Here is a 13,141-nt window from a genome sequence, read left to right on the forward strand (position 1 = left end):
TATTTATAATACAGTTACAAACAGAATAAATGACTCACATTTACTGATCAAGGGGGATTATTATGATGGGAATCGGCATTAGCGGCACAGGCCGGATAGGACGGCTGTTGATTCGCAGCCTGATAGACAGGGCAGAAATAGCGGAGCAATTGAAGGCCATCAACAGCATCTATCCTGCCGAGACAGTCGCCCATCTGTTGAAATACGACTCCGTACACGGCACTTGGAAAGCCGACGTCTCCGCCGAGGACGGCAAGCTGCGGATTAACGGAAGGCTGATTCCTTGCGTCAGCCATCGCAACCCGAAGGACATTCCATGGAAGAAGCTGGGTGTACAGCTCGTTATGGACGCCACCGGCAAGTTCAATGACAGAGAAGGCGCGAGCCGCCATATCGCCGCCGGCGCCAGCCGAGTAATCCTAACGGCGCCGGGGAAAGAGATGGACCTGACGATCGTAATGGGCGTGAACGACCGGCAATTCGATCCCGCACGCCATCGCATCCTGTCCGCCGCATCCTGCACGACGAACTGCGTCGCTCCCGTCCTGAAAATACTGGACGACAGCTTCCAGGTGAAAAGCGGCTGGATGACAACCGTTCATGCCGTCACATCGGATCAGAATCTGCTGGATAACCCTCACAAGGACTTGCGCAGAGCACGGGCCTGTACACAATCCATTATCCCTACATCGACCGGGGTGCGCAAAGCGCTCGCCGATGTTCTGCCGCATCTTGCGCCGCATGTGGAGGGACTGTCCCTGCGCGTGCCGACGCAAGACGTGTCGCTGGTCGATCTGACAGTGCAAGTCGGCCGCAGCGCAAGCGCGGCAGACGTGAAGGAAGCCTTCAAGCTGGCGGCGGCGCATACATTCGCCGGTTATGTGGCATACTCGGAGGAGCCTTTAGTATCGGCCGATTACATCGGCAATGCGCATTCCGCCATCATCGACGGCTTGTCGATTATGCAGCAGGGTCAGCATATCAAGGTGCTTGCCTGGTACGATAACGAGTGGGCTTACGCCTGCCGCGTAGTCGAATTGGCAGCAATGGTCGCCCGACAAGCCACTGGTTCAGAATCGGCAGACAATAGAGTTCCCGCACTTGCTATACCCGATGGCATTTCCTACTAGCGGACAACAAGGGGAGGATAGCAAGCTCAGCCGAGCGCCATCCTCCCTTTCCACTATTTCTGAGCTTACGAGTTCAACTGCCACTTTTTCCCTACCCCCGTATCACCACATAGACCATGTAAACGATGTAGCTGAGCACGAGCAGCGAGCCTTCGATTCGACCCACGCGATATTGCGTTCTGGAGACGATGAAGAGCAGTACCGTGAGTGCGATGACGATCAGAATATCGATCATAAGGCCGCTCTCCACCTGCAAGGGGAAGATGACAGCGGATACGCCCAGTACGAATAATATGTTGAAGATGTTGCTGCCGATAATGTTGCCCACGGCAATATCGTTCTGCTTCTTCAAGGCTGCGGTAATGGACGTAACGAGCTCCGGCAGCGATGTGCCGATCGACACGATAGTAAGGCCGACCAGCGTCTCCGACATGCCCCATGCCAATGCGATATTGGTGCTCTTCTGAACGACCAGATGACCGCCATATATAATGGCCGCCAGACCGGCAACGGTGAACAGAATATTCTTGCTCCAGGAGCTTCGGCCCTTGGTTCCGGAAGTCACGGCTTCCTTCCTCGATCCTTCTTGGCCCGAATCCGCAGCTCTCTCTGCAACGCTCCCCTCTGCCCGGCCCTCTCTGGCCACCTCGAACAGATAATACAGGAAGATGCCGAAGAACAATAACAAGACGACACCGTCGCCTCTTGTCAATACGCCGAATGCGTCCCCTTGCAGTTGGACGTCGCCCACGAGCACCAGCAGCGCTACGCTTGCCAACAATGTGAAGGGAATCTGCTTCCTGAGCGTCTCCTTCTCCACCTGCACAGCCAGGATGATGGCAGTCATTCCGATCACCAGCGTCGTATTGAACACATTGCTGCCAATGACATTGCCGACCGATACGCCCGCACTGCCATTCAGAGCTGCAATAATGCTCACCGTCGCTTCCGGAGAACCCGTTCCGAAGGCGACAATCGTTAGTCCGATAATCATGGGAGGCACTTTCAGCAGCGTTGCGATATTGGAGGAGCCCTCTACGAAATAGTTGGCCCCGGCAATAAGCAAGCCGAATCCGACAAGCAACAACAAGTAATCCATCCCGTTACGTCATCCCCTTCCCATCCTTGGCGCTATATCGATCATATAGCTACTCATAATGTACCACTGCACAGGAAAAATATGTACAGCGGTTCATCTGCAAGGATGGTCGCGAAGCAATCGGCAACAGCCGCATTGCTGTCATCGGCATTGACACAAGCGATTATCGTCCCGGCGAATCGCTGGCGCTTCTGTATTGCCCGGGCGTCATGCCCGTCATTCGCTTGAACACCTTGAAGAAGTGGCGGGCCTGCTCATATCCGACAGCTTGGGCGACATCGCCGATCGGAACAGCCGGCCCCCCAGCCAGCAGTTCCTTCGCTTTCTCTATGCGGATCTGCCGCAGATAAGCTACGAAGCCGATGCCCAGATCCCGCTTCATCATATGGCATAAATAATTGGGATGAACGCCGGCATGCCGAGCCGCCTCATCCAGTGACAGATCCCGCTGATAATGCTGGCGAAGATAGTACAGCACGGCGTCTATCACCCCGCCATCCTGTCCGCCCGAAGCAGCATTCCTCCCTTCAGCGGCTTCCTCCCCATAGCCGGAAGCTTGGAATATAGCGCCCAGCAGTTCTTCCCTCTGCACCGGCTTCAGCAGATAATCCTTGACCCCTAGCCGAAGCGCCTTGCGGGCATATTCAAATTCATCATATCCGGTCAGTATAATGAATCTGCTGCAGTAGCCTCTCCGTTGCGCTTCCTCGATAAGCTGCAAGCCTGACATCTCCGGCATATTGACATCGGCCATCAGCAGATCGGGCTTGAAGTCAGGCAGTCGCTCCAATGCCTCATATCCGTCAGCCGCCTCCATTATATCCGGTTGATCCATGCCGCCTCTCACCATAGCCGCAATCCCTCTTAGAATAATCGGCTCGTCATCCACAATCATCATCTTCATCATGGCCCCTCTTTTCTCTTAAAGTGTCAGCACCACCACCGTCCCTTCTCCCATTGAACTCTCCACTTCAATCCCAGAGCTCTCGCCGTAATACATGCCGATTCTCTCGTGAACATTCCATAACCCCAAGCCTCCCCCTGAAGGAGACGCTTCCGCCAATCCCGCTTCTCCGTTCATTCGCCGTCTCAGTCCTGCGCGTAACGAAGGAAGCGAACATATAGTATAAATAGGATAAGACGAGCAATAACAGCGCGATGACGATAACAGATGTATTCTTCTTCTTCCGAATGTCGGCGAACAGCTCGCTGCCGGAATCTGCAATGATTAGATTCAAGTCCAACTCCTCCACGTACAGCTCCTGGTTCCATAGATCGTCGGACAAGCCTCCTTCTCCCATAGCTGCAAGCGCCGAAGTATGCGCTCCGCTCAAGTATTCCGTCACATTCCCGTTATATTGGAACAGTCCGTACGCCGCTTCCATCTGGGCCAGCTGCACCTTCAGGTTGCCGTAGGACTGCTCCAGCACTTGCTGCTTCCCCCTCATATACTGCTCGGCCAAGCTTTGATAGGAGGTGTTGTACAGCCAGAATCCGAATGCGAGCACGGGAATAAAGATGATGCAGATATAACCGGCAATCATTTTTTTGACCATTCCCATATACTCACCGCTTCAACGATAGTAACGTTCTCTAGGCCAAAATGCCTTCAATCTCCGCCAAGTCCTCCGGCGACAGCCGAATTCCTGCCGCGGAAGCATTCTGCTCCACTTGCTCCGGACGGGTCGCTCCGATAATGCAGCTGGCCACATTCGGCAGCCTCAGATTCCAGGCAAGCGCCAGCTGCGGCATGCTTATGCCGTTCCGATTCGCAATTCCTTGCAGCTGCTCGATCTGATCCAGCCGACGCTCCGACAGCAGCCCCTGGCTCTTGATCCAATGATTATGCTCCGGATTCGCAGCCCGCGTCCCCGGGGGAGGTGTCTCTCCCTTACGGTATTTGCCCGTCAATACGCCATGAGCAAGCGGGGAGAAAACCACTTGACCGATGCCCTTCTCTTCGCACATCGGCACGACTTCCTTCTCTATGCTTCTGGTGAACATATTGTATTCCGGCTGATTGACAACGATCGGGTCAAAGTTCAGCTGTTTCGCCAGACCGCATGCGTCTGCGATCTGTCCGGCGTTCCATTCGCTAATGCCGGCATACAGCACTTTGCCTTGCGTAATCAGATCGTCCATCGCACGAAGCGTTTCTTCCAGCGGCGTATTGCCGTCGTATCTATGGCAGTAATACAAGTCGATATAATCCACGCCAAGCCGTCTAAGGCTCGCATTGCACTGTTCCATAATATGCTTTCTCGACAAGCCTCTGTCGTTCGGTCCGTCTCCCATGTCGAAGTACACCTTCGTCCCGAGCACATAGGAGTCTCTATCGTAGGAGGCAAGCGCACGGCCTACGATCCGTTCGGCCTCGCCCCGCGCGTACATATTGGCTGTATCGAAGTAGTTAATGCCAAGCTCGTAGGCTTTATGAATGACCGCTTCCGCCGAAGCCGCCTCCACCGAGCCTCCGTATGTCAGCCAGCTCCCAAGAGCGATTTCACTTACTTTCAGTCCGCTGTTTCCCAATCTGCGATAATGCATAGATCGTACCCTCCCTGCGTTTTTCACTTCTTTTTTCATCCGAATTGTGCTATCGTACTCCTAACATCTCCCGGAGAAAGGACCGCCGCCATGACACAAGCCCATTCTCTCGCGCGGAATCTGATCGAGAATCTGGAGCTCCACCTGGAAATCGTCGAATACCATGCCGTATCGAAGCATTGGCAAGCCTACGATATCGTAAGTCCATTCAATCGCTTCTTCCTGATCACCGAAGGCGAATGCTGGGTGAAGATCGACGGAGAGGAATTCCGTCCGCGCCAAGGACAATGGCTGCTGCTTCCTGCCGGACGCAAGCTGTCATTCTCCGCCCTGCCCGGCAGCGCACTGACGAAATACTGGTGTCACTTCACTGCGACGGTAGGGGAGCTCAATCTGTTCCATATGCTCCAGCTTCCTTGGGTGATCGAGCCCGATAATGCCGACGTTCTTCACAGCCTGTTCGACGAGCTGATTGTCGCCTTCGCATGCGAGGACTGGAACGCCCCGCTTCGTGTCAGATCGCTGCTGTACGAGATCGTCATGCAATACTTCTCTCATTGCCCGAATCAACTCATCTCATGGAGCACGCCGGCCTACATGGACCGGGTCAAGCTGGCGATCCGCCATATCGAGGAGCATCTGCACGAAGAGCTGTCCATCGCCCGTCTGGCGGAGTCCGCCCACTTCCATCCCAATTACTTCATACGCATATTCAAACGCATGACGGGCATGACTCCCGTTCACTACATTCAACGAGCCCGGATTAGAAAAGCGAAGCTGCTGCTCACCTCTACCCGTCAGCCGGTCGGACAGATTGCGGCGGAGATCGGAATGGACGTCTACTACTTATCCCGCATCTTCAAGCAGCATACCGGCTATTCTCCTTCCGAATACCGCGGACTTCTTGAAGATTCCCCGCCTGCTTCTAATGAACGGATACTGCCGGAATAACCGGCTTTCCGAGAGATTCTCCTTATTATCGTTCTTATGCGGCGCAGAGGGAATGGAGGGAATGAACGCCTATTTATCGAATTCTAACCACCTGACTCCCAGGCACAGCTTCATGAAATAAGGCACAGACTAAGCTGTGCCTCGATACGATTGACTTTGCAAGCTACTGGAACAGCTTTTGAGCTTCCGCATATTTGGCATTCGCCCATTCCATAAGCTTCTCCAGCCCCATCTTCTCCGCCTTCTCTACCATACTGGCGTAAGCCTAGCGCGCTTCCTCTTCCGAATTCGCCAGATAGATTCTCGCTTCCTCATTGGCCATCATCGTCTTGATATTGGCTGCGATGATGCTCTCTTCCGAATCAGCCGGCGGCGTCTTCACCATGCCCATCGCCCAGTTGAATGTCGTATTCGCCATAAGCTGCTCTCTCGACTTCATAGACTCCGGGGACGAGCCAAAACAGGCTGGCTAATACAACAGAATGCCAACGCATTGCCGGTTGATTGCTGAACATAAAAAAATTACCCTCTTTCTATATGGGATAGTTAATCCCATATAGAAAGAGGGTATAGCGCGAACCTGCTGTTCATTTATAAGTTTGAACCGTCCATTCTTAAGAAAATGGCTGAGGAGCACAAACAAGCCGGGGGATTTCCTCGGCTTGTTTGTACTTACCTACCTGTTCATCCTGAACAGGGCTTGCTTGACTTGCTTACTTCGCAGGAGTCGCAACGACTCTTTGCTGCTCGTTTTGCATAAGAATTCTTAGAATTTTGCTTCCAAATTTACCTTCTTTTAATTGCGGTTTAGCTGGATACATAGGTGTTCACCTCCTTTCAATATCGATTATTTATAGTCTTAAATAACGCCGCAGCTCCTGCATGGAAGTCTCATATACATTTTCACGGCCGTTCGTCCCTTCCCGCTCGCCTATGCGGCGGGCGAACTTGCCATACAGCCGATTCAGATAAGCATGATCCGTCAGCGCATGGAATCTCACTCTGCACACGCTCTCGTTCTCCAGATCGATCTGGCGCACGATATCGCGGAACCCCGTGAAGAAGATGCGGCTGGAACGATACGTCCTCTCCAGAATGGCGGAATCAATGAGCGCGACTGTCCCGTTATCTTCATACCGGTATTGAATGAACGCGCTTAGCTGTCCGTCCTCGTTGTCAAGCAGCATGAGACGGGAGGAAGTAACGGTATCCATCACATACAGCAAGGCATCGTGCAGGGAATACAGGCTATGGAACTCCTTGCTGTGCGCAATATAAAATCTGGCAAAGCGCGCGTAGTCGTCATCGCACAGACAATCGTTCGCCTTTAGCTTCAGCATCGCATGCACCTCCTTGTCCCACCTGTTTCTATCGTAGAATCGCCACTCTGTTGCTCCCACATCTGATCGTAGAGACCTCTCTTCTTCCTCAGCTCGTCATGCGTGCCCCACTCTGCCACTTCCCCGTCCCTCAGCACGAATATGCGATCCGCATTCGCTATCGTCGCAAGCCGATGAGAGACGATGACGATTGTTCGCTTGCCGCGCGACAGCTTGCTTATCGTCCGTCCTACCGCAGCCTCCGATAGAGGATCGAGAGCCGAAGTGACCTCATCCAGCAGCAGCAAGGCAGGATTCCGCAGCAGGGCTCTGGCCAGCGCGATGCGTTGCTTCTGCCCGCCGGACAGATTGCCTCCGTCCTCGCTAACCTTCGTCATGTAGCCGTCCGGCAAAGCTTCGATGTAAGAGGCGATGTCGGCTTGCTGAGCTGCCGCGGCCACTTCTTCCATAGACGAATCCGGCTTGCCGATCCGAATGTTGTCCAGCAGCGTGCCGCGGAACAGGAACGGCTCCTGGAATACCGCGCCGATGCAACTCCTGTATAACTCGCCATCCAGAGCGCGCAGATCGGCTTCATTCAGCAGCAATGTCCCCTCGCTTGGCTCGCGAAGCCCGAGCAGCAGCTGCAACAGTGTGCTCTTGCCCGATCCGCTGGGACCGACGAAGGCGACGGTAGAACCGGCTTCGATCGTCAAGCTGACCCGCTTCAACGCCTCCCTGCCGTCGGAATAAGCATATGACAGGCTGTCCATTCGGAGCTTCGGTCCGGTCTGCAGCGGCAGCACCGTCTGCAAGCCGCCCCCCTCCACTTCTTGCATATCCAGCAGCTCCGTCACGCGATCCAGGCTCACTCGGGCATCTACGACCGATGGAAGCACGGCCGTCAGATTGTAGACCGCGTTGCCCATCGAAGTATAGATGGTGAAGAAAGCAACCAGATCGCCCAGCGTAATGACTTGCGTGAGCGCCAAATAAGAGCCGAACCCGATAATGCCGAAGTTCATCAGCAGCAGACTGACCATAGGCACGCGATCCAGCGTCGCCGACGCTGCATTGCGCCGGTAGTGGCTAACGAACAAGCCGCGAAGCCTGTCGGCGAACCTGACCATGACCGTCTGCTGCAAGCTGAATCCTTGAATGATGGCATGGCCCCTCACGGATTCACCTACATCGGCCGTCATCTCACCGAACTCTTCCCGATAAGCCGCGAAGGCCGAACGAGCCCGCCTCTCCAGCAGTTGGGGACCGAGATAGATGAGAGCCGCCCCGAGCAGAATAATGAGCGCCATACTCCATTGGAGCGAGAACAGGACAACCGCGCTCATCGCCACCACGGAAAGCGATTGAAGCCCGATCGTCATCATCGACGTCATCGCGCCTTCAATGGCGGGGAGATCCACCGAGAAGCGGGAGACATGCTCGCCTGATGGAGTCGCCTGGAAGCGCTCCGTCCCCATTCTCTGCATGGCGGAGAACAGCCGCATCCTTAACCGCTGCTGCACTGCAGCATTGATTCCCGCCAGCAAGCGATCGCCTACCACACCCGCTGCGATGCCGAAGATGCCTACTGTGCCGATGATGAGCAGGATAAGAGCGAACACTTCTCTATCGCCGGGTATGATAGCGCGGTCAATGATGAACTTGAAGCTGAGCGGAGCCAGTGCAAGAACGGTCATCTCTACCGCAGCGGCCAGCAAGAACAGCGCAACCCTGCTTCTGCATGACTGCATGAATGACCATAGCTTCCCTATCACTGCCAGCATAAGCTTGTCCCCTTGTGCAATAGTCTAATGGACGGCTACTTGAAATCGTGCAATATAGTCTTGCAGATCAGGGACGGCTACATTATAGCCGTAGAGTATGCCGCGCTCGCTCTCCACCCGTGCCGTCTGCCGGGCGAACTTCGAGAACAGCCGCTCGGAATAGGCATCCTCCCCTGTCCAGAATCGAATCTCTCTCACGCCTTCATCCCGCTCCGCCAGATACTCCGATAAATATCGCAGTCCCTCCAGGAACAGTCTCGTACGGCGATGCCCTTCCTTTATATAAGCAACCTGAAGCTGAATGACATGCACATCCTCGTAATCATGCTCCCCTGTCCCGTGGATATAACCGAACGCCCCTATAACCTCGTCCTCTTCATTGAAGCACAGGAAGGACTCTCTGCTCAGCAGCACCGGACTTGCAAGATAGCTGAATGCGACGGGGAACGAATAAGGCAGCTTAAGCTCAGTATAGTTCTCTAGCAAGAACTCCATATAGTTGCGCATGTACATTTCAGTAGCACATTCGGCCAAATAATAGTCCAAGTCCATCCTCCTTCACGACTAGATCCGATATGCGGTATCCAGTTCCGAAGTCCCGCAAAACTGGGACATATGATCTCCAATAGTAGCAGCCGTTGTTTAATTCTTGTTTAAGTTTCGTTTTTTTTTGCAAAAAGAACCAATCTGTCCGCATCGCTCCTGCTATAATGGCACTAGTCAAAGCGATATTGTATGAGACGCGACAAGCGTATCTATAGCATGAAGGAGTTCGGTCACCATGGAATTGATCCGCCGTCTGAGAATTGCCGCCAGATTCATCTTTCTGGTCATCGGGCTCATCATCCTATCGCTTCTCCTCCCTTCCTTGCCTGCTGCAGCCTCGTTCCAGGTGGAGGGCGGAAGCGTGGACTTAAGCGACTGGAAAATTGACGAACGGCCCATTGTCCCATTGTCCGGCGAGTGGAGCTTCTATTGGGAGGAGCTTCTGGAACCTCGGCACTTCCAAGGCGATGCTGCCGCCCCCGATGCCGAAGCCGTCCACGTCCCCCGGCCATGGACAAGTTACCGGCTGAACGGTCGGCCGCTGCCGAACGAAGGCTACGCCACGTACCGCCTGATGATTCGCTTGCCGGATGATCTGGAGGCAAGCCGTACGCTCGCTCTCTATCCCAAGAGCATTGCCTCTGCTTACCGCTTATGGGTGAATGGCAGTGTAAAGGGCGGCAACGGAACGGTCGGAATGAATCGAGACAGCATGAAGCCGTCCAGCTATCCCAAAGTTATTTACTTCGAGCCGCAGCCCGGGTGGAACGAGCTGATCATTCAAGTCTCCAATTTCTCACAGCGCAATGCCGGCATATGGCAGGACATGGAGCTCGGTGCGACTGATGACATATCCCGATTGCGCACTGCTCGGGTCGCCATTCAATTGTTCGTCGTCGGCATTTTCACCATCATGGCGTTCTATTACGTCTTCGTCTACTTCAATTACCGGCGGGAAATCTCCGCACTCATGCTAGGTCTGCTCTGCTTATCGGTCGCCGTTCGAACGGTTGTGCTGGGGGAGTCGACCGCGCTCTACCTGCTGCCCCAACTTCCCTGGGAATGGGCTGTCAAGGCAGAGTATCTCTCTATCGCGGCAACCGCTCTGTTGCTCATGCTGTTCATTAACAAGGAATATCCCAAGGATTCCACGCCATGGGCGACGAGAATGGCCGGCATTGCCTTATTCGCCTGCATGCTCTTTTTTCTGTTAACGCCAGCTCGCGTCTACACCTACTATTTGTCTCCCTTCACGTGGGGGGTGCTGTTTCCTGTGCTTATGTATACGATGGGCGTATATATCTTGTCTGCGATCAGACGCCGAAGAGGCTCGCTTATGAACGCCATCGGCTTCCTGTTCTTCACGTTGTTCGCGGTGAACGACATGCTGTTCTACAATGACATGCTTGCGACAGACGATCTGCTGTCCATCGGCTTGCTCTGCTTCCTGGTGGCGCAAGCACTCAATCTGTCCGCCCGCTTCTCGCGCGCCATGCAGGAATCTGAGCAGCTGTCGGAGAAGCTGCAGCAGTACAACCGCATCTTGGAGCGCACCGTCGAGGAGCGGACGCAATCACTGCGGCAGAGCAATGCGCAGCTGTCGGAAGCCAATGCGCGCATGGCCGATATCGAGCAATTCCGCACCCGGCTGTTGTCCAATATCTCGCATGAGCTGAATACGCCGATTACGTCCATTAAGGGCTTCGCCAAAGCGTTGCGCGACGGCATTATTACGGTTGATACACATAAATATGCCAGCAGAATCTATGAGCGCTCGCTTCTTCTGGAACGGCTTATTCACGATCTGATCGAGCTAACCAAGCTGGAGACGAAGCAGGTGAAGTTCACTATGGAAGAGCGTGAGCTCGTACCGTTCCTGCAAGAGCTGTTCCAGCAATACGAATGGGAGATGGAGGAGCAGCGCATCCGCTATCGCTCCGACTTTCCTCTTATGGCCAATTCTATGAATGCTCGCATCGATCCCATTCGCATGGAGCAAGTATTCGCCAATCTGATCTCCAATGCGATCAGACATACGCCCGAAGGCGGCATAATTACCGTTCGAGCAAGGCTGATTCCCTGCGAAGAGAGTCAATGGATAGCGGAAGTATCCGTCATCGATACGGGGACGGGCATTCCTCCGTCCATGCATGAGCATATATTCGAGAGGTTCGGGCAATTGCAGGGCCAGAACGCCGGCAAGCCGCATAACGGCTCGGGATTGGGACTTGCAATCTGCAGAGAGATTATGGATTATCACCAAGGGGAGATCGGGGTTAGAAGCGGTACCCCCGGAGGCAGCGAATTCTACTTCAGACTGCCGGTATACGAGCGCATGGAGAAGGGAGCAACAGAAGCATGACCACGACAGACCATTCACTCGAACAGCATCACATTCTGATCGTCGAAGACGATGCTGACATTGCCGAGCTGATCGCCATCTATTTGCACAATGCGGGCTTTCATACATCTACAGCCGGCACATTGAAGGAAGCTGACCGCTTGCTCGAGAAGCTGCAGCCGCAGCTGGTATTATGCGATATTATGCTTCCGGACGGAGAAGGGACGGATTGGGTGCAGAGCGTGCGGCGGCAGAGCTCCGCATTGCCGGTTATTTTCTTGAGCAGCAGGAAGGAGCCGAAGGATATTATCGCCGGTCTGGAGCTGGGCGGCGACGACTATATGACCAAGCCGTTCGACCCCGACGTTATGGTCGCCAGAGTGAAGGCTCAGCTGAGACGCTCAGCTTCGGCCGGCGGCGATGGGCATGCCAAGACGGATAAAGAACGGCAATGGACGGATGGCAGGCTGGAGCTTCACTTCGGACGACGGGAGATAAGGGTGAACGGCGAGGAACTGCGCTTGCCTGCGAAGGAGCTGCAGCTGCTATTCCTGCTGGCGGAGCATCCCGATCAAGTGTTCAACGTCGAGCAACTGTACGAGTCCGTCTGGGGAATGGATGGCTGGAGCGACCAGCGGACCGTCATGGTGCATATCCACAATGTGAGACGGAAAATAGAGGAAGACGTCAGTCTTCCCCGTTATATCCTTACGGTGCGCGGCGTCGGCTACAAGTTCCGTGGCGGCAGGTAGCGTCGGGCCAGGGTCATCGACATGAACATTAGGCTTGTTGATGAACTTCGATATCCAGCGAGATTTTCACTTCATCCCCAATAAGCACCCCGCCCGTCTCCAGAGCGGCATTGTACGTCAAGCCGTAATCGCTGCGCTTGATGGCGCCTGTCGCACTGAAGCCTGCTTTCATATTACCCCATGGGTCCTTGCCGGAGCCTTCGAAAGCCACCTCGAACGTCTCTGGCCGGGTCACACCATGCAGTGTCACATTGCCCGTGACCTCGTATTCGCCTTCCCCTGTCTTCACAATGGATGTTGCCTTGAAGTCGAGCGTCGGGAACTTCTCGACATCGAAGAAGTCTGTCGATTTCAGATGAGCGTCGCGGTCTCCGTTGCGGGTATCAATGCTGCTCAGATCGATGTTGAATGAGATGTCCGCCGTAGTCAGATCGTTCACATCCGCCACAATGCTGGATTGAAATTGATGGAACGTCCCCTTTACCTTCGCAATCATCATATGCTTCACCGAGAAATCCACCGAACTGTGCGATGCGTCTACTGTCCATGCCGTTCTTGTCATTGTCATTACCTCCGCTTTCGTTTTTTCATCCAATACTAACTAATAGTGATTAACTAACTATAATCATGTTGTTGTATTTATCTTAATATAAAGACATATCGCTGTCAACA

General features: G+C 54.1%; 13 protein-coding genes. 4 read left to right on the forward strand and 9 right to left on the reverse strand.

Going from position 1 to position 13,141, the window contains the following annotated elements; translation table 11 throughout:
• Positions 1–65: 65 nt before the first annotated feature.
• Positions 66–1,130 carry a type I glyceraldehyde-3-phosphate dehydrogenase gene (gene gap, locus M6D81_RS08035; protein WP_410795705.1) on the forward strand — a complete coding sequence of 355 codons (1,065 nt, stop codon included), beginning with the start codon at positions 66–68 and terminating at the stop codon, positions 1,128–1,130.
• Positions 1,131–1,221: 91 nt separating this feature from the next.
• On the opposite strand, the gene M6D81_RS08040 is transcribed toward gap, so the two are convergent.
• From M6D81_RS08040 to M6D81_RS08055, 4 genes are all read right to left on the reverse strand, one after another.
• Complete coding sequence (locus tag M6D81_RS08040; RefSeq protein ID WP_262676339.1) at positions 1,222–2,229, reverse strand: calcium/sodium antiporter; 1,008 nt, start codon at positions 2,227–2,229, stop codon at positions 1,222–1,224.
• Positions 2,230–2,392: 163 nt separating this feature from the next.
• Positions 2,393–3,136 carry a response regulator transcription factor gene (locus M6D81_RS08045; RefSeq protein ID WP_262676340.1) on the reverse strand — a complete coding sequence of 248 codons (744 nt, stop codon included), beginning with the start codon at positions 3,134–3,136 and terminating at the stop codon, positions 2,393–2,395.
• A 64-nt stretch (positions 3,137–3,200) separates the two neighbouring features.
• Complete coding sequence (locus tag M6D81_RS08050; protein ID WP_262676341.1) at positions 3,201–3,785, reverse strand: hypothetical protein; 585 nt, start codon at positions 3,783–3,785, stop codon at positions 3,201–3,203.
• Positions 3,786–3,822: 37 nt separating this feature from the next.
• Complete coding sequence (locus M6D81_RS08055) at positions 3,823–4,776, reverse strand: aldo/keto reductase family protein (RefSeq protein ID WP_262676342.1); 954 nt, start codon at positions 4,774–4,776, stop codon at positions 3,823–3,825.
• Between the two features lie 90 nt (positions 4,777–4,866).
• Here M6D81_RS08055 and M6D81_RS08060 point away from each other — a divergent pair, with 90 nt between their 5' ends.
• A complete protein-coding gene (locus M6D81_RS08060) occupies positions 4,867–5,727 on the forward strand; it encodes an AraC family transcriptional regulator (protein WP_262676343.1) in 861 nt (286 codons plus the stop codon).
• A 265-nt stretch (positions 5,728–5,992) separates the two neighbouring features.
• Here the strand turns inward: M6D81_RS08060 and M6D81_RS08065 are convergent, their stop codons facing one another.
• The 4 genes from M6D81_RS08065 to M6D81_RS08080 all read right to left on the reverse strand — a co-directional run bounded on the left by M6D81_RS08065 (position 5,993) and on the right by M6D81_RS08080 (position 9,376).
• Positions 5,993–6,145 (reverse strand): hypothetical protein, encoded by a 153-nt coding sequence (locus M6D81_RS08065; protein ID WP_262676344.1) that lies wholly within the window; start codon positions 6,143–6,145, stop codon positions 5,993–5,995.
• 433 nt (positions 6,146–6,578) lie between these two features.
• Positions 6,579–7,067 carry a GNAT family N-acetyltransferase gene (locus M6D81_RS08070; RefSeq protein ID WP_262676345.1) on the reverse strand — a complete coding sequence of 163 codons (489 nt, stop codon included), beginning with the start codon at positions 7,065–7,067 and terminating at the stop codon, positions 6,579–6,581.
• Complete coding sequence (locus M6D81_RS08075; RefSeq protein WP_262676346.1) at positions 7,061–8,830, reverse strand: ABC transporter ATP-binding protein; 1,770 nt, start codon at positions 8,828–8,830, stop codon at positions 7,061–7,063. Before M6D81_RS08075 ends, M6D81_RS08070 begins: the two co-directional genes overlap by 7 nt.
• Positions 8,831–8,854: 24 nt before the next feature.
• Positions 8,855–9,376, reverse strand: coding sequence for a hypothetical protein (locus M6D81_RS08080; protein ID WP_262676347.1), 522 nt, complete (start codon positions 9,374–9,376; stop codon positions 8,855–8,857).
• A 235-nt stretch (positions 9,377–9,611) separates the two neighbouring features.
• Here M6D81_RS08080 and M6D81_RS08085 point away from each other — a divergent pair, with 235 nt between their 5' ends.
• The gene (locus M6D81_RS08085; protein WP_262676348.1) at positions 9,612–11,738 is read left to right on the forward strand and encodes an ATP-binding protein; all 2,127 of its coding nucleotides are present in this window, start codon (positions 9,612–9,614) and stop codon (positions 11,736–11,738) included.
• A complete protein-coding gene (locus M6D81_RS08090; protein ID WP_262676349.1) occupies positions 11,735–12,469 on the forward strand; it encodes a response regulator transcription factor in 735 nt (244 codons plus the stop codon). Before M6D81_RS08085 ends, M6D81_RS08090 begins: the two co-directional genes overlap by 4 nt.
• 28 nt (positions 12,470–12,497) lie before the next feature.
• Here the strand turns inward: M6D81_RS08090 and M6D81_RS08095 are convergent, their stop codons facing one another.
• Positions 12,498–13,031, reverse strand: a complete 534-nt coding sequence (locus M6D81_RS08095; protein WP_262676350.1) for a YceI family protein — start codon at positions 13,029–13,031, stop codon at positions 12,498–12,500.
• Between the last annotated feature and the right edge of the window lie 110 nt (positions 13,032–13,141).

The sequence above is a fragment of the Paenibacillus sp. J5C2022 genome, from assembly GCF_025567625.1.
GTDB lineage: Bacteria > Bacillota > Bacilli > Paenibacillales > Paenibacillaceae > Pristimantibacillus.